This is a genomic window from Promicromonospora sp. NPDC057488 (genome assembly GCF_042802395.1).
Classification (GTDB): domain Bacteria; phylum Actinomycetota; class Actinomycetes; order Actinomycetales; family Cellulomonadaceae; genus Promicromonospora.
Window position 1 is genome coordinate 1 of the sequence record NZ_JBHVEG010000027.1, and the last position, 15378, is coordinate 15378.

The 15378-nt window shown below is 74.1% G+C and carries 13 protein-coding genes; 11 read left to right on the plus strand and 2 right to left on the minus strand.

The window, feature by feature from the left end; translation table 11 throughout:
• Positions 1-55 precede the first annotated feature (55 nt).
• Positions 56-1687, minus strand: a complete 1632-nt coding sequence (gene cimA, locus ACFU5G_RS08005; RefSeq protein ID WP_377242520.1) for a citramalate synthase — start codon at positions 1685-1687, stop codon at positions 56-58.
• Positions 1688-2095: 408 nt separating this feature from the next.
• On the opposite strand from cimA, the gene ACFU5G_RS08010 reads away from it, so the two are divergent.
• Genes ACFU5G_RS08010 through ACFU5G_RS08040 form a run of 7 tightly spaced genes read left to right on the plus strand, consistent with a single transcriptional unit; the run spans position 2096 to position 9708 of the window.
• Entirely contained in the window at positions 2096-3322 is a 1227-nt protein-coding gene (locus tag ACFU5G_RS08010) for an inositol-3-phosphate synthase (RefSeq protein ID WP_377242521.1), read from the plus strand.
• Entirely contained in the window at positions 3319-4488 is a 1170-nt protein-coding gene (locus ACFU5G_RS08015; protein WP_377242523.1) for an SCO3242 family prenyltransferase, read from the plus strand. Before ACFU5G_RS08010 ends, ACFU5G_RS08015 begins: the two co-directional genes overlap by 4 nt.
• The gene (locus ACFU5G_RS08020; protein ID WP_377242525.1) at positions 4485-5378 is read left to right on the plus strand and encodes a sugar phosphate isomerase/epimerase family protein; all 894 of its coding nucleotides are present in this window, start codon (positions 4485-4487) and stop codon (positions 5376-5378) included. The genes ACFU5G_RS08015 and ACFU5G_RS08020 overlap by 4 nt, the downstream gene beginning before the upstream one ends.
• Entirely contained in the window at positions 5375-6175 is an 801-nt protein-coding gene (locus ACFU5G_RS08025) for an EboA domain-containing protein (RefSeq protein ID WP_377242527.1), read from the plus strand. The genes ACFU5G_RS08020 and ACFU5G_RS08025 overlap by 4 nt, the downstream gene beginning before the upstream one ends.
• Positions 6172-7056, plus strand: coding sequence for a TatD family hydrolase (locus tag ACFU5G_RS08030; protein ID WP_377242529.1), 885 nt, complete (start codon positions 6172-6174; stop codon positions 7054-7056). The genes ACFU5G_RS08025 and ACFU5G_RS08030 overlap by 4 nt, the downstream gene beginning before the upstream one ends.
• Positions 7057-7078: 22 nt before the next feature.
• The gene (eboE, locus tag ACFU5G_RS08035; RefSeq protein ID WP_377242531.1) at positions 7079-8311 is read left to right on the plus strand and encodes a metabolite traffic protein EboE; all 1233 of its coding nucleotides are present in this window, start codon (positions 7079-7081) and stop codon (positions 8309-8311) included.
• Positions 8308-9708 carry an alkaline phosphatase family protein gene (locus ACFU5G_RS08040; RefSeq protein WP_377242533.1) on the plus strand — a complete coding sequence of 467 codons (1401 nt, stop codon included), beginning with the start codon at positions 8308-8310 and terminating at the stop codon, positions 9706-9708. Before eboE ends, ACFU5G_RS08040 begins: the two co-directional genes overlap by 4 nt.
• Before the next feature lie 70 nt (positions 9709-9778).
• Here ACFU5G_RS08040 and ACFU5G_RS08045 read toward each other — a convergent pair whose 3' ends face one another.
• Complete coding sequence (locus tag ACFU5G_RS08045; protein WP_377242534.1) at positions 9779-10321, minus strand: hypothetical protein; 543 nt, start codon at positions 10319-10321, stop codon at positions 9779-9781.
• A 199-nt stretch (positions 10322-10520) separates the two neighbouring features.
• On the opposite strand from ACFU5G_RS08045, the gene ACFU5G_RS08050 reads away from it, so the two are divergent.
• The 4 genes from ACFU5G_RS08050 to ACFU5G_RS08065 all read left to right on the plus strand — a co-directional run bounded on the left by ACFU5G_RS08050 (position 10521) and on the right by ACFU5G_RS08065 (position 15378).
• Positions 10521-11105 (plus strand): DUF6069 family protein, encoded by a 585-nt coding sequence (locus tag ACFU5G_RS08050; protein WP_377242536.1) that lies wholly within the window; start codon positions 10521-10523, stop codon positions 11103-11105.
• Positions 11106-11252: 147 nt separating this feature from the next.
• The gene (locus ACFU5G_RS08055) at positions 11253-11888 is read left to right on the plus strand and encodes a PadR family transcriptional regulator (protein WP_377242537.1); all 636 of its coding nucleotides are present in this window, start codon (positions 11253-11255) and stop codon (positions 11886-11888) included.
• Complete coding sequence (locus ACFU5G_RS08060; protein ID WP_377242539.1) at positions 11885-12622, plus strand: ABC transporter ATP-binding protein; 738 nt, start codon at positions 11885-11887, stop codon at positions 12620-12622. Before ACFU5G_RS08055 ends, ACFU5G_RS08060 begins: the two co-directional genes overlap by 4 nt.
• Positions 12619-15378 (plus strand): FtsX-like permease family protein, encoded by a 2760-nt coding sequence (locus ACFU5G_RS08065; protein ID WP_377242541.1) that lies wholly within the window; start codon positions 12619-12621, stop codon positions 15376-15378. The genes ACFU5G_RS08060 and ACFU5G_RS08065 overlap by 4 nt, the downstream gene beginning before the upstream one ends.

Sequence of the window (15378 nt, forward strand, 5' to 3'; positions counted from 1 at the left end):
GAAGTAGAACCGCTGCGGTTCTACTTCGCCCTGGTTCTACTTCGGCGGGGTGGTCTCAGGGCCGCGGGTCCACGCCCGACTTCAGCAGGCCGTACACGTACGCCTCCGTCACGGCCTCCCACGCGGCCTCGACCACGTTGGGTCCCACGCCCACCGTCGACCACGACCGCTCGCCGTCGCTGGTCTCGGTCAGCACCCGGGTGATCGCGTCGGTGCCGAGCTCGGTGTCCAGCAGCCGCACCTTGAAGTCGATGAGCTCGAACCGGGCCAGCTCCGGGTAGACCTGCGAGAGCGCCGTACGCAGCGCCTGGTCGAGCGCGTTGACGGGGCCGTTGCCCTCCCCCGTCGTCACGATCCGCTCGCCGCCGGCGCGGAGCTTGACGGTCGCCTCGGCCACCGCGGCGGCGTCGGGCGCGTGGACCGACGGCGGGGCCGCGCCCGCGGGGACGGTCTCGACGATGGTGCGCCACGACTCGACGGTGAAGAAGTCCGGCCGCTGCCCCAGCTCGGCCCGCAGCAGCAGCTCGAACGAGGCGTCGGCGGCCTCGTAGGTGTAGCCGGCGGCCTCGTCGTCCTTCACGCGGTTGGTGACGCGGGAGAGCAGCTCGCCCTGACCGGCCAGGTCGAAGCCCAGCTCGCGGCCCTTGAGCTCGATCGAGGCTCGGCCCGCCATGTCGGAGACCAGCATGCGCATGTCGTTGCCGACCAGCGTGGGGTCGGTGTGCTGGTACATGTCGGGGTCGACCCGGATCGCGCTGGCGTGCAGGCCGCCCTTGTGCGCGAACGCGCTCGCCCCCACGTACGGCTGGCGCGCGAACGGCGAGATGTTCGTGATCTCGCTGATGGCGTGCGAGATCCGGGCGGCCTCCCGCAGGCCGCCGTCCGCCAGCAGGGTCATGCCGGCCTTGAGCTCCAGGTTCGCCACGACCGTGACGAGATCGGCGTTGCCGGTGCGCTCGCCGTAGCCGTTGACCGTGCCCTGCACGTGCGTGGCGCCCGCCTCGACGGCGGCGAGCGAGTTCGCGACGGCGCAGCCCGTGTCGTTGTGCGCGTGCACGCCCAGCATCTGCTCCGGCCCGACGCCGGTACCGGCCCGCAGCTCGCTCACGATCTCGCCGACCCAGGTGGGCAGCATGCCGCCGTTGGTGTCGCAGAGCGTGACCACCTCGGCCCCGGCCTCGAACGCGGCGCTGACGGCGCTGGTCGCATAGTCCCGGTCGAACCGGTAGCCGTCGAAGAAGTGCTCGGCGTCCAGCACCACGCGGCGCCCCTCACCCACGAGGAAGCTGACGGTGTCGCCGATCATCGCGAGGTTCTCGGCCCGAGTCGTCCTGAGCGCGCGCTCCACGTGCCGCACGTCGGACTTGGCGACGAGGGTCACCACGGGGGTCGCGGCGTCGAGCAGCGCGCGCACCTGCGGGTCGTCGCCCGCGCGGACGCCCGCCCGCCGGGTGGCGCCGAACGCCGCGAGCACCGCGTTCTTCAGGGTCAGCTCGGTGGCGGCCCGGGCGAAGAAGTCGGTGTCCTTGGGTACCGCCCCGGGCCAGCCACCCTCGATGTAGCCGACGCCGAGCTCGTCGAGCAGCGCCGCGATCGCGAGCTTGTCGGAGACGGAGAGGTTCATACCCTCCTGCTGCGCGCCGTCACGCAGCGTCGTGTCGTACACCTGGAACGAGGCGGTGGTCATCGATGCTCCCAACGATGTGTCTGGCTTGCGTGGCTGAGGTCAGATCTTCAGGCCAACAAAAAAGACCCTCCAGGGTGTGGAAGGTCTGCGCGTCCGGTGCGGTTCTCGCCGGACGCGCTACGAAATGATGATCACCTGTCGCAGGGTGGAGCTCGGGGTGAGGCACTGGTTCATGCGGGTCATAGTGCCACAGCGCGGCAGGGCACGGTAGTGGCGTCCAGATGCCGTGCGCAACCGGTCCGGGGGCCGGGTGTGGCAGCCGGTCCGGCAGCCGGGTGGCGGCCGGTCCGGTACCGACGGCCTTGTCGGAAATCTCTCTTCAACCGACGATCTCAGAACTTTTGTTTGCTAATCGCCATAAGTGGGACTAGCGTGCTCGCGACGACGTCGTCGGACTGGGGAGCGATGATGCACCACGCCTCTGCACGCCACAACGCAACCGCACGGACCGGTATCTGGTTCGTCGGGGCCCGCGGATCGGTGGCGAGCACCGCCACCGTAGGACTCGCGGCCATCGCCGACGGTCAGGCACCACCGACGGGCTGCGTCACCGCGCGGGAGCCGTTCGCCTCGGCCGGCCTCCCGGCGTTCGCCGACCTCGTCGTGGGCGGGCACGACATCTCCTCGGTCACCATGACCAAGCGCGCGGAGTGCCTGGTCGAGACCGGCATGATCGGGCCGCGCCTGTTCGCCGCCACGCACGACGCCCTCGAACGGGCGGACGCCGAGGTGCGCCCCGGCTACGACCCGCACGGCTCGCACGCGGACGGCTCGCACGCAGACCGCCCGCAGACCGAGTCCCAGCAGGCCGTCGCCGAGCGGCTCGCTGCCGACATCGCGTCGTTCCAGGACCGGCACGACCTCGCGCGCGTCGTCGTCATCGACCTGTCCTCGACCGAGCCGCCCGTGGTCCCGGCACCCGAGCACGACGACGTCGACGCGCTGCTCGTGGCCCTGGCAGACCCGGCCCGCGCGGTGCTGCCGGCGTCCTCCGTCTCGGCGTACGCGGCGATCCTTGCCGGAGCCGCGTACGCCGCGTTCACGCCGTCGGCGGGCATGGGCCTGCCCGCCCTGACCCGGCTCGCCCGTGAGCGGGGCATCCCCGTGGCCGGGCAGGACGGCAAGACCGGGCAGACGTGGCTGCGCACCGTGCTGGCGCCCGCGTTCGCCGCCCGCGGCCTCAAGGTGCTCTCGTGGGCCGGCACCAACCTGCTGGGCGGGGGCGACGGCGCCACCCTGGCCGACCCGGACGCCGTGCGCAGCAAGCTGGCCAGCAAGAACCGCGGCCTGACGGCGCTGACCGGCAGCGACACCACTCCCCTGCACATCGACAACGTGCCCGACCTGGGCGACACCAAGGTGGCCTGGGACCACGTGCACGTCGAGGGCTTCCTCGGGTCGCGGCTCACGCTGCAGACCACGTGGAGCGCGCACGACTCGATGCTCGCCGCGCCGCTCGTGCTCGACCTGGCGCGCCTGCTCGCGCTCGCGCACGCCGCGGGGATCAGCGGTCCGGTGCCCGAGCTGGGCTTCTTCTTCAAGGACCCCTGGGGCTCCGACGTGCACGACGCCGCCGACCAGGCCCGGGCTGTCGAGGAGTGGGTGCGCGGCACCGCGGCACAGGTCGGCCGATGAGCCCCCGGCCGACGGGCGCTCGGCAAGCGGGCGCTCGGCAAGCGGGCGCTCGGCAAGCGGGCGCTCGGCAAGCGGGCGCTCGGCAGACGGGCACGCAGCAGACGGGCACGCAGCAGACGGCCGGGTTTCCTGGCCTCGCCGACGTCGCCGAGCTCGTCCGCGCCCCCGCCGCGCTCAGCGTCGTGGGCGACACCCTGGCCGGGCTCGCGGCCGGCCGGGCCGGCGCGCGCGCCGCGTCCGGGGTACCGACGCCGCTCCGCGCCCGGCACGCCCTGCTGCCCGTCGCCTCCGCCTGCCTCTACCTGGGCGGGATGGCGCTGAACGACTACGCCGACCGGCACGTCGACGCCGTCGAACGGCCCGAGCGGCCCATCCCCTCGGGCCGGGTCACGCCGCGGACGGCGCTGGCGATCGGCGCGACGCTCACCGCGGGCGGCATCGCGGCGGCGGGCCTCGCGGGCGGACGGCGCTCGCTCGCCGTCGCCGTGCCGCTGGCCGCGTGCGTCTGGACCTACGACCTGGTCGCCAAGGACCGGCCGGCCGGGCCGGTCGTCATGGCCGCCTGCCGCGGGCTCGACGTGCTGCTGGGCGCCACGCCCGGCCGCCTGCGGTCGGCGCTGCCGGCCGCGGCGGGCCTGACGGCGCACACCCTCGGGGTCACCGTGCTCTCGCGCGGCGAGGTGCACGGCACCACGCCGCAGGTCGCGGGCGGGGTCGCCGCCGGGACGGTCGCGGGCGCGATCGCCGTGGCAGCGGCTCGCCCGGGCGCAGGCTCGGGCGCAGGCGCAGGCGCAGGCGCAGGCTCCGGCTCGGGCTCGGGCACCACTCTCGGCTCTGCCGCCGGCCCGACCGGGTCCACGGCGCCGGGTACGCGCTGGACCGCCGCTCGCTGGACCACTGCCAACTGGATCACGGTCGCCGCCGCGGGCGCCTACGCCGCGGCCACGCTGCCGGGGCAGGTCCGGGCCGCGGCCCGGCCGACGGCCGCCAACGCGCGGACCGCGACCCGGGCCGGGATCCAGGCGATGGTCCCGCTGCAGGCCGCATGGGCGGCCCGGTCCGGGAGCCTCGGCACCACCGCGCTCCTGGCCGGCGTCGCGGCGGCCGGCCACGGGCTGCGTCTGCTGGGCCGCCGACGCGGACGGGCCGGGGTGAGCATCACGTGAGGCCCCCGTTCCTGCTCGGTTACGGCACGAACGGCTTCGGGGACCACCCGCTCCGCGGTGCCCTCGACGTGCTCGACGACGTGGGGTACGACGCCGTCGCGGTCACCCTCGGCTTTCCGCACCTGGACCCGTTCGCGCCCCTGGCCGGCGACGACGTCACCGCCCTGCGCGCCCACCTGGGCCGGATGCGCGGGGGCACCGGGGCGGCCGCGGTCGTGGAGACCGGCACCAGGTACCTGCTCGACCCGCTGCACAAGCACCGGCCCACGCTCGTGGACCGGGACGCGACCCTGCGCATGCGGTACCTGGAGCGCGCGGTCGAGATCGCGGCGGACCTCGACGCCCGGTGCGTCTCGTTCTTCTCCGGCATCCTGCCCGACGGCGCGAGCGCCGCCGACGGCTGGGCCCGCCTCCGCGAGCGGGTCGGTGAGCTCGTCGAGTTCGCCGGGGAGCGCGGCGTGCGGCTGTCGCTCGAACCCGAGCCGGGCATGCTCGTCGAGACGGTCGGCGACGCGCTGCGGCTCCTGGGCGACCTGGGCACGCCGCCCGAGCTGGGCATCACCGTCGACGTGGGGCACTGCCTCGTGGTGGAGCCCGACGGCGTGGTGGGGGCGCTGCGCGCCGCCTCGCCGTACCTGAGCAACGTGCAGCTCGACGACATGCCCACCACGCACCACGAGCACCGCCCGTTCGGCGAGGGCGACATCGACCTGCCGCTGGTGCTCGCGACGCTCGCCGACATCGGCTACTCCGGGGTGGCCGCCGTCGAGCTGCCCCGGCACTCCCACGACGCGCCCCGGCTCGCCCGGGACAGCCGGGCCGCCCTGATGCGGGCGTGGGCGCGGGTGAGCAGCACAGACTCCAACAGCAGCGAGGGGGCCCTGTCATGAACGTCGACACCACCGCCGGTCCGGAGCGCATCGTGGGCGACTCCCCCGGCGCCGTCTGGTTGGCCGAGGCGCGCGCCGAGGTCGCGCGTGATCCCGACAGCGTGACCCGCGCGTTCGCGTTCGCGGCCCGCAGGGTGGGGCGCGCGCCGCTGCGCCCGGAGACCGACCCGGGCGGCGTCGTGCACGGGACGGTGGACGACGCCGCGCGTACCGCCCTCCTCGTCTCGCTGGCCGACACCGTGGGCGTCGGCATGGGCGTGGGCACCGCCGTGGGTGCGGACGCCGACAAGGACTTCGCGGACCGCCTGGTGCTCCTGTACCGGCAGGGCGACGGCGCCGAACGGCGCGGCGTGCTGCGGGGGCTGGACGCGCTCACGACCCTGGGCGACCTCGGCCCGGGCGGCGAGCCCACCCCCCTCGTGGCCGCCGGGCTGGAGCTCGCCGCCGACGCGCTGCGGGCGAACGACCCCAGCCTCGTCGCGGCCGCCGTCGGCCCGTTCGGGGCGCGGTACCTGGACCAGCACACGTGGCGGCACGCGATCCTCAAGCTCGTGTTCCAGGGCACGAGCCTGGCCGCCGCGAGCGGCCTGGACCGCCGGGCCGACGACGAGCTGGCCCGCATGGCCCGCGACTTCGCCGCGGAACGCCGCGCGGCGGGACGCTCCGTCCCGGACGACCTCGACCGCCTCACGGCCACCCGACCCGCGAACACCCGGCCAGCGAACACACGGCCAGCAAACACCCGGCCCACGGTCACGGCCACCACGGACACCCGGCTCAGCACCACGAAGGAGTGACGTTGCGCATCCTCGACCCGCACATCCACATGACGAGCCGCACGACCGACGACTACGAGGCCCTGTATGCCGCGGGCGTGCGCGTCGTCGTCGAACCCGCCTTCTGGCTGGGGCAGCCCCGCACCAGCGTGGGCTCGTTCACCGACTACTTCGACTCCCTGCTGGGCTGGGAGCGGTTCCGGGCGGCGCAGTTCGGCGTCCGGCACCACGCGACGATCGCGCTCAACCCCAAGGAGGCGAACGATCCGCGCTGCCGCGAGGTGCTCGCCGAGGTGCCGCGCTACCTGCTGAAGGACGGCGTGGTGGCCGTGGGCGAGGTGGGGTACGACTCCATGACGCCCGAGGAGGACGAGGTGTTCGCGGCCCAGCTCGAGATGGCCGACGAGGCGGAGCTGCCCGTCCTGGTGCACACCCCGCACCGCGACAAGCTCGCCGGCACGCGCCGCACGCTCGACGTCGTGCGCGAGTCCGGGATCGCGCCGGAGCGGGTGCTGGTGGACCACCTCAACGAGACCAACGTCGCCCTGGTGCGCGACGCCGGGGCGTGGGCCGGGTTCTCGATCTACCCCGACACCAAGATGGACGAGCACCGCATGGTCGCCCTGCTGCAGGAGTACGGGACCGACCGGATGATCGTGAACTCCGCCGCGGACTGGGGCCGCTCCGACCCGCTCAAGACGGTCCGGACCGCCGAGGCGATGCTGGCGGCCGGATTCTCGGACGACGACGTCGACCAGGTGCTGTGGCGCAACCCGGTCGCCTTCTACGCGCAGTCGGGCAACCTCGTGCTCGACCCGGTCCCCGGGTTCAGCGCGGGCGAGCCGCCGACACCCGGCGTCGAGTTCGAGGGATCGTCCGTGCTGCGCGGCGCGCGGGCCTGAGCGGACCGGAAGGGATACCCAGATGCTGCTCTCCTACTGCACCAACGTGCACCCCGCCGAGGACCTCGACGGCGTCATCGACCAGCTCGCGCGGTACGCCGGGCCCGTGCGTGAGGCCGCCGGCCTCGACACCCTCGGCGTCGGGCTGTGGCTGCCCGCCGAGCTCGCGCACCGCCTGGACACGTCCGCCGCCGACCGGGACCGCCTGCGCGCGGCGCTCGCCGAGCACCGGCTCCAGGTGCACACGCTGAACGCCTTCCCGTACGGCGGGTTCCACCGCGAGGTCGTCAAGCTCGCGGTGTACTCCCCCACCTGGGCCGAGCGGGCGCGGCTGGAGTACGTGCTCGCGTGCGCACGGGTGCTGGCCGACCTGCTGCCCGAGGGAGTCGCCGGGTCGATCTCGACCCTGCCGCTCGCTTGGCGCGCGCCCTGGACCCGCGCCGACGACGACGAGGCCACGCGCGCGTTCGCCACGCTGTCCGCCGAGCTGCGCGAGCTGCGGCAGCGCACCGGCCGGACCGTTCGGGTCGCCGTCGAGCCCGAGCCGGGCTGCGTGCTCGACACGGTCGAGGACGTCGTCGCGTGGCTGGCGCCCCGGACCGGCGCCGAGTACCCCGACGACCGGCGGATCGACCCCGAGCACGTCGGCGTCTGCCTGGACACGTGCCACCTGGCGGTCTCGTTCGCGGACCCCGCGGGTGCCGTCCGCCGGATCACGGACGCGGGCCTGCGGGTGGTCAAGGTGCAGGCGTCGGCGGCGCTGGAGGTCGCGGACCCGTCCGCCCCCGGCGCGCGGGACGCCGTCGGCCGGTTCGTCGAGCAGCGGTACCTGCACCAGGTGCGCGAGCTGACGGCGTCGGGCGACGTGCTGGCCTCCGACGACCTGCCCGTGGCGCTCGGGGACGAGGCCCGGCGGCCCGGCCTGCCGGGCGACGGGCCGTGGCGGGTGCACTTCCACGTGCCGCTGCACCACGAGCCGGCGGCCCCGCTGGCGGCGACCACCGACGTGCTGCGCGACGCCGTCGCCGCGGTGCGGGAGGCGCCGCACGGGGCCGAGGCGCACCTCGACGTCGAGACGTACACCTGGTCGGTCCTGCCGCCCGACGCGCTGCCCACGCGGCGGCCCGACGGCGCGGACGAGCTCGTCGCGGGGATCGCGGCCGAGCTGCGGTGGGCCGCCGAGCACCTGCTGAGCGCTGCGCCGGCCGCCGTTGCCGCCACCGCCACCACCGCTGCCGAGGGAGTCAACGCATGAAGCCCGTCCTGCTGCTCGACGTCGTCGGGCTGACCGCACGCGCCCTGGCGCACATGCCGCGACTGCGGCGGCTGGCGGAGTCCGGCTGGCACTCCGAGCTGGCCACGGTGCTGCCCGCGGTGACCTGCAGCGTGCAGTCGACGATGCTCACCGGCCTGATGCCGGCGGAGCACGGCGTGGTGGGCAACGGCTGGTACTTCCGCGAGCTGGGCGACGTCTACCTGTGGCGGCAGCACAACCGGCTCGTCGGCGGTGAGAACGTGTGGGAGGCGGCCCGCAGGCAGGCCCCCGGCTACCAGGCCGACAACGTGTGCTGGTGGTACGCGATGGGCATGTCCACCGACGTCACGATCACGCCGCGCCCGATCTACCACGCCGACGGCCGCAAGTCGCCGGACGGGTACGTGCGGCCGCCCGAGCTGCACGACGAGCTGGTGGGCCGGTTCGGCGACTTCCCGCTGTTCCAGTACTGGGGTCCGACGGCGTCGATCGCGTCGACCCGCTGGATCGTGGACGTGACGCGGCACCTGCTGCGCACCCGGACCTCCAACCTCACCACGGCGTACCTGCCGCACCTGGACTACGACCTGCAGCGGTTCGGGCCGACGTCGCCCCAGGCCGACCGGGCGGCGGCCGAGCTGGACGCCGCCCTCGCACCCCTGCTCGACGACGCCGAGGCGGCGGGCGTCACCGTGGTCGCCGTCTCGGAGTACGGCATCGGGCCGGCGAACCGGCCCGTGGACATCAACCGGGTCCTGCGCCGCGAGGGCCTGCTCGAGGTCTACGTGCAGGACGGGCGCGAGCAGCTCGACCCGTGGACGTCGCGCGCGTTCGCCGTCGCGGACCACCAGGTGGCGCACGTCTACGTGGACGACGCAGCGGACCTGGCCCGCGTGGCGAGCCTGCTGCGCGAGGTACCCGGCGTCGACGAGGTGCTGGACCGCGAGGCGCAGGCCAAGTACGGCCTGGACCACGAGCGTGCCGGTGAGCTGGTGGTCGTGGCGGAGCCGGGGGCCTGGTTCACCTACTACTTCTGGCTCGACGACGACCGCGCGCCCGAGTACGCCCGCGGCGTCGACATCCACCGCAAGCCGGGCTACGACCCCGCCGAGCTGTTCTTCAACCCGGCCGACCCGCTCGCCAAGGCCAAGGCGGGCCTCAACCTGGTGCGCAAGAAGCTGGGCCTGCGGTACGCGATGGGCACCACCCCGCTCGACGCCTCGTACGTGCGCGGCACGCACGGCCGCCTGCCCGACTCGGCCGAGGACACCCCGCTGGTCCTGTGCTCGGACGGCCAGGTGCCGACGTCGGTCGCCGACTGGGTCGAGGACGACGCGGGCCAGGTGCCGGCGTCGGCCGTGAAGGGCCTGGTGCTGGACCTCCAGGGCCTGCGCTGACCCCTGCACTGACGTGTCAGACCCTCAGGTCACCCGGGTGACCTGAGGGTCTGACAGGTGGGACGGGAGGCTAGCCCGAGGAGCCGATCGCCGTCAGGACGACGAACGACCCGGTCCGCTCGAGGTAGACATCGGTGCTGTACCCGCTCCCGGACACCGCCGCGTCGAGCTCGTCGGACGACAACCACGTGCCGTCGGGGATCCTCTCCTCGATCGCGCTCACGACGTCGGGCGGCGTGCTCACCTCCACGGGCGCGTAGGTGGCGCGCAGCTCGTCGGCGACCGCGGGATCGAGCTCGACCACGGCGTCGATCCAGTACGTGCTGGGCCCGGGGGCGTCGCCCAGGGTGCCGCCCATCCACTCGGCGCCCGTCGGCGTGCCCAGGGCCGGGAACCGCTCGGTCAGCGGTTCGAGGTCCGTCCGCAGCTCGCCGTCCCCGATCTTCTCGCCCGCCGCCGACTCCTCGGACATGCCGCTGCCTCGCCCGCCCGTGCTGCTCGTGCCCGTGCTGCCCGTGCTCGTGCTCGTGCCGCCCGGCCCGCCGCACGCGGTGAGGAGGAGCACGACGGCTCCGAACCCCGCGACGAGCACCCTGTCTCGGCCCCTGGTCATCAACGTCTCCCCTGAAGCTCGACGACCCGCACGCCGCGCGCCGTTGCCGTTACCCGTCGTGCCTGCTCAGACGATAGCCACTCGGCCGACCGGCCGGACACCGCGAGCGCGCCTCGCTACCCGCAGGTCGTAGGCCGTGCGGCTGGCACCGATCCGTGGTCTAGTGGAGATAGGGCTACACAAACCGGGAGGTAACGCGATGAGCGACCCGAACCGCCCCTATGACGCCGACTACGGCGAGCAGCCGCCGCCGGCCTACCCGCCGCCGGCCCAGACACCCGGTGTGCCGACGCAGCCCGTGGGACAGCCGCCCGCCGACGCGCGGGCCCAGCCGGTCACGACCGGCACCGAGAACCCGCGCCTCGCCCTGGAGGTCGGCCGCTACTGGGCCGGCGCCCTGGCGACCATGCTGGTGGCGGCGCTCATCGGCCTGGCCGCGAGCTTCATCCTCGAGGAGGTGCTGGGCCTCGACGTCCAGCCGCAGGCCGACCTCCTCGGCACCGGCTCCGACACAATGGCGTGGGTCGTGGCGGGCGCGCTGTTCGCGCTGCTGGCCGCGATCGTGCTCTACCTGCTGGTGCTGAGCACGCCACGCCCCCGGTCGTTCTTCGGCTGGGTGGTCGCCCTCGCCACGGTGATCCTCGCCGCCGTGCCGTTCGCCGGGCAGGCCGACCTCGTCCCGGCGATCCTCGCGGCCGTGGTCTGGATCATCATCGGCTCGGCCGTGTACTCCCTGCTCACCGGGACTCTGAGCCGCACGGTGGTGCAGCGGACGGCGGGCTGACCGCACCGTTCAGGCCCCTGGACCGCTCGAGCGGTCCAGGGGCCTGACGCATGTCCCGGCCAGTTCGCCCGGACTCGTTGACACCCGGATAGTTACTCGGTAAGTATTGCCCCGCAGATACTTACCCAGTAACTAGTGGAGGCCATCGTGTCCGTCCGTCAGGGCTTCCTCGCCCTGCTCAGCGAACAGCCGATGAACGGCTACCAGCTCCGTCAGGAGTTCGAGCGCCGCACCGGCGGCTCCTGGCCGCTCAACATCGGCCAGGCGTACACGACGCTCAACCGCCTGCACCGTGACGGCCTCGTCGGGACGGTCGACGACCAGACACCGGTCGAGGACCAGACATCAGTCGACGCCCAGGCACCGGGCAGCGACCAGGCACCGGACGGCGAGCCGCGAGAGACTCCTCCGGCCGGCCGGCCCGCCGAGCGCTACCACCTCACCGACCTCGGTCGCGAGACCGCGGTGAGCTGGTGGACGACGCCGGTGCACCGCGGCAAGGCGGAGCGCGACGAGCTGGCGATCAAGGTCGCGCTCGCCGTGACCGTTCCCGGCGTCGACGTCGCCGCGGTCGTGCGCGAGCAGCGGTCCGAGACCATGCGCGCGCTACGCGCCCTGACCCAGGCCAAGCGGGACGTGGATCCCGTGACCGATCGGGCGCGGGCCCTGGTGCTGGACGCCCAGGTCTTCGCCATCGAGGCGGAGACCCGGTGGCTGGACCACGTCGAGGCGACCGTCAGCAGCACACCCCGGACCGAACGACCGAAGAGGAACAGACGATGAGCGTGGTACTGGAGCTGATGGACGTGACGCGCGTCCATGGACAGGGGCCGGCGCAGGTTCACGCGCTCGGAGGCATCGACCTCACGGTCCGCGAGGGCGAGCTCGTCGCCGTGATGGGACCGTCGGGATCGGGGAAGTCGACCCTGCTGAACGTCGCGGGCGGCCTGGACTCGGCGACGGCGGGCCGGGTGCTCGTCGCCGGGCGGGACGTGACCGAGATGGACGCGCGGCGACGTGCCGAGGTCCGGCGGCGCGACGTCGGCTACGTGTTCCAGGACCTGAACCTGATCCCGGCGCTGACCGCGCTGGAGAACGTGGCACTACCGCTGGAGCTGGACGGCACCTCCCTCCGCGCGGCGCGGCAGCTCGCCCAGGCCGCCCTCGAGGCGGTGGGCCTCGACCTCGAGCAGGAGCGGTTCCCGGAGGACCTCTCCGGTGGCCAGCAGCAGCGGGTCGCGATCGCACGGGCCCTGGTAGGCCCACGCCGGCTGGTCCTCGCGGACGAGCCCACCGGAGCGCTCGACTCCGTCACCGGTGAGGCCGTGCTGCGTCTGCTGCGCGACCGGGTCGATGCCGGCGCGGCCGGCCTGCTGGTCACCCACGACGCGCGTTATGCGGCATGGGCGGACCGCACGATCCACCTCCGCGACGGCATGATCACCGGCACGGACGCCGGGGGCCGCGTCGTCGACCCGCTGGGCGAGCCCTCCGACCTGATGGAGTGGGAGGCATGAGCGAGGCGCTGAACCGCGCGGTCGCCCGCTGGCGGATCGGGCTGCGCCTCGCCCGGCGCGACGCCCGGCGGCATGTCGGGCGAACCGCGCTGGTCGCCGTGATGGTGGCGGTGCCGGTGCTGGCCGGGAGCGCTGCCTTCACCGCCCTGGAGTCGAGCAAGGACAGCCCGGAGACCGTCCGCGACGAGTCGCTGGGTCCCGACCTGCAGGCCTCGCTCGACTACCTGGGCCGCGGGCGCGTGCTGCAGACCTTCGACGCGACGAACGCCACCTGGGGCCTCGACACGAAGAGCGACAGGGAGGCCGGCACAGAGACCGGCACGGCGACCGGAGAGCAGCCGACGCGTACGGAGCACGAGCGGGTGCTGACCGCGGCGCTCCCCCCGGGCGACCGCCTCGTCCCCGTCGAGACCACCCTCGTGGTGCTGCACGGGCCCGGGGCGCAGCTCACCAGCAGGGTCGCGCAGACCGATCTGAGCGACGCCGCCGTCACGGCGGCCTTCAAGCTCCGCGCGGGCGCGGCCCCCGGACCGGGTGAGATCGCGATCTCGCGTGAGGTCGCCGGGCGGATCGGCGTCGACGTCGGCGACACCGTCGTGGTCGAGACCCGGATCGGCGGCAGCTTGGAGACGTTGACGGTCTCCGGGCTGCTCGGCAGGCACCTGCCCAAGAACTCCGGAGCGGTGGTGCACATGGCGCCCGAGGACGTGTCGCCCTCGCTCGTGGACGGCACCGGTTCGGCGGAGGTCAACTGGTTCGTCTCCGGTCCTACCCCGGTGACCTGGGACGACGTGCTACGGCTCAACGAGCACGGCGTCGCGGTGATCAGCCAGGAGGTGCTGACCGATCTTCCGCCGCCGGAGGCCGAGACCTTCGGCCACCCCTACGACACCCTGGACACGAACGAGGTCGCCCTCGGCGGGGCCGTCACGATCATCGCCCTGCTCGAGGGGATCCTGATCGTCGGGCCGGCCTTCGCTGTCAGCGCGCGGCGGCAGGAACGCTCGCTCGCGGTCGCCGCCGCGCAGGGCGCCTCGCCCCGGACGCTCCGTGCGCTCGCCATGATCCCGGCGATCGTCATCGGGCTCGGCGCGTCGGTGGTCGCGGCCCTCGCCGGGGTCGCCGTCGCCACGGTTCCGCTCCGGTACTTCGAGTTCACGGCCCTGGTCGTGCCCTGGCCCCAGGTCGGCGCCATGGTGCTCCTCGGCGCCGTCGTGGCCGTCGCGGCGGCGTGGCTGCCGGCGCGGGCCGCGGCCCGGCTCGACGTCGTCGCCACCCTGACCGGGCGGCGCAGGCAGCACGGCGTCAAGGGGTGGGCCGTCGTGCTCGGGGTGGTCCTCGCCGGAGCCGGCCTCACCGGCGCGGTCGCCGCCGCGAGCGCCGGCGACGGCGGCGTCCTCCTCGCCTGGTGCATCGTCGTCGCCGAGATCGGGCTGGTCCTGACCACCGGAGGCATCGTCGCCGGTCTCGCCAGGGTGTCGGGCAGGCTTCCGCTGCCCGCCCGCTTCGCTCTCCGGGACGCCGCCAGACATCGGCAGCGGACGTCACCGGCCGTCGCGGCGGTCCTCGTCGCCGTCGCCGGTGCGACCGCCGGGCTCGTCTTCGTGACGTCGGAGGCGCAGTACGAGGAGCGCACGTACCTGCCGGTATCGACACCAGGCACCACGGTCGTCCACGCGAACACCGCCCTGGACCTGGACGAGGTCCGGGCGCAGATCGAGTCGGCGGCGCGGGACGTGCTGCCGGACGTCACCGCGGTCACTCCGGTCCCCGTTCTCACCGAGACGTCCGAGGGAAGGCCGACGGCGGTCATCGTCACCACCGAAGCCGATCGGTCGTGGCACGGCGGCGGCGAGCTGGCGGCGCCCGTGGTGGACGACGGCGATCTCGTACCGCTGCTCGGCCTGACCGGATCGGACGCGGACACCGCGATGACGGCCCTCCGCGACGGCAGGGCAGTCGTCCCGCACGGCAGCACGGACGCCGACGGGTCCGCCTGGCTGAGGATCCAGACCTACGACGTGACCGGTGCGGGCAGCATGCCCGCACCCCCCAGGGAACGCACCGTCCGCGTTCCCGCCACGGAGGTGGGCGACGGTACCGAGGTCGTGCCGAACCTTCCCCTCGTGCCGCCGGCTCTGGTCGACACCCTGGGCGGCGAGCCACGGGTGGGACGGTTCGTCGTCGAGACGGACAACGTTCCCACCGCGGCGCAGACGGAGGCGCTCTCCCACCGGCTCGGCGAGATCGCGATTCCAGCGGGAGTCGATCCGATCGCGGACGGTACCGGCTCTGCCGCGGACGGCCGGACACAGCTCTCGGCCCGGACCGAGCTCGGCTACGAGCCCGCGGCCGACGCTATCGGTGCTCCGCTCATCGCCCTGGTGGCAGCGCTCGTGGCGCTGGTCGTCACGTGGCTCGCGGCCGGGCTGGCCGCCGTGGAGTCCCGGCCGGACCTGGCGACGCTCGAGGCCGTCGGGGCGGCGCCGCGGACGCGGCGCCTGGTCGTCGCGGCGCACGCGGGAGCGATCTCCGTGGTCGGGACGCTGCTCGGGATCGGGGCGGGCGGTGTTCTCGGCGCCGCGCTCGTCCACCTGCAGCGGCCGTGGGTCCCCGCGGACGTCACGGGGGCCTGGGCCGTCGAGGTCCCGTGGCTGTGGCTGCTCGGGCTGGCGGTCACGCTCCCGGTCCTCGCGATCGGGTCGGCCTGGCTGGCCGCGCGACCGGGGCGGCTGCTGACCCGACGGCTGGGCTAG

What these genes read in the sequence shown, in the direction of transcription:
- cimA (WP_377242520.1), bottom strand. Translation starts at nt 1,687, where the DNA reads ATGACCACCGCCTCGTTCCAGGTGTACGACACGACGCTGCGTGACGGC.
- ACFU5G_RS08010 (WP_377242521.1), top strand. Translation starts at nt 2,096, where the DNA reads ATGCACCACGCCTCTGCACGCCACAACGCAACCGCACGGACCGGTATC.
- ACFU5G_RS08015 (WP_377242523.1), top strand. Translation starts at nt 3,319, where the DNA reads ATGAGCCCCCGGCCGACGGGCGCTCGGCAAGCGGGCGCTCGGCAAGCG.
- ACFU5G_RS08025 (WP_377242527.1), top strand. Translation starts at nt 5,375, where the DNA reads ATGAACGTCGACACCACCGCCGGTCCGGAGCGCATCGTGGGCGACTCC.
- eboE (WP_377242531.1), top strand. Translation starts at nt 7,079, where the DNA reads ATGCTGCTCTCCTACTGCACCAACGTGCACCCCGCCGAGGACCTCGAC.
- ACFU5G_RS08040 (WP_377242533.1), top strand. Translation starts at nt 8,308, where the DNA reads ATGAAGCCCGTCCTGCTGCTCGACGTCGTCGGGCTGACCGCACGCGCC.
- ACFU5G_RS08045 (WP_377242534.1), bottom strand. Translation starts at nt 10,321, where the DNA reads ATGACCAGGGGCCGAGACAGGGTGCTCGTCGCGGGGTTCGGAGCCGTC.
- ACFU5G_RS08050 (WP_377242536.1), top strand. Translation starts at nt 10,521, where the DNA reads ATGAGCGACCCGAACCGCCCCTATGACGCCGACTACGGCGAGCAGCCG.
- ACFU5G_RS08060 (WP_377242539.1), top strand. Translation starts at nt 11,885, where the DNA reads ATGAGCGTGGTACTGGAGCTGATGGACGTGACGCGCGTCCATGGACAG.
- ACFU5G_RS08065 (WP_377242541.1), top strand. Translation starts at nt 12,619, where the DNA reads ATGAGCGAGGCGCTGAACCGCGCGGTCGCCCGCTGGCGGATCGGGCTG.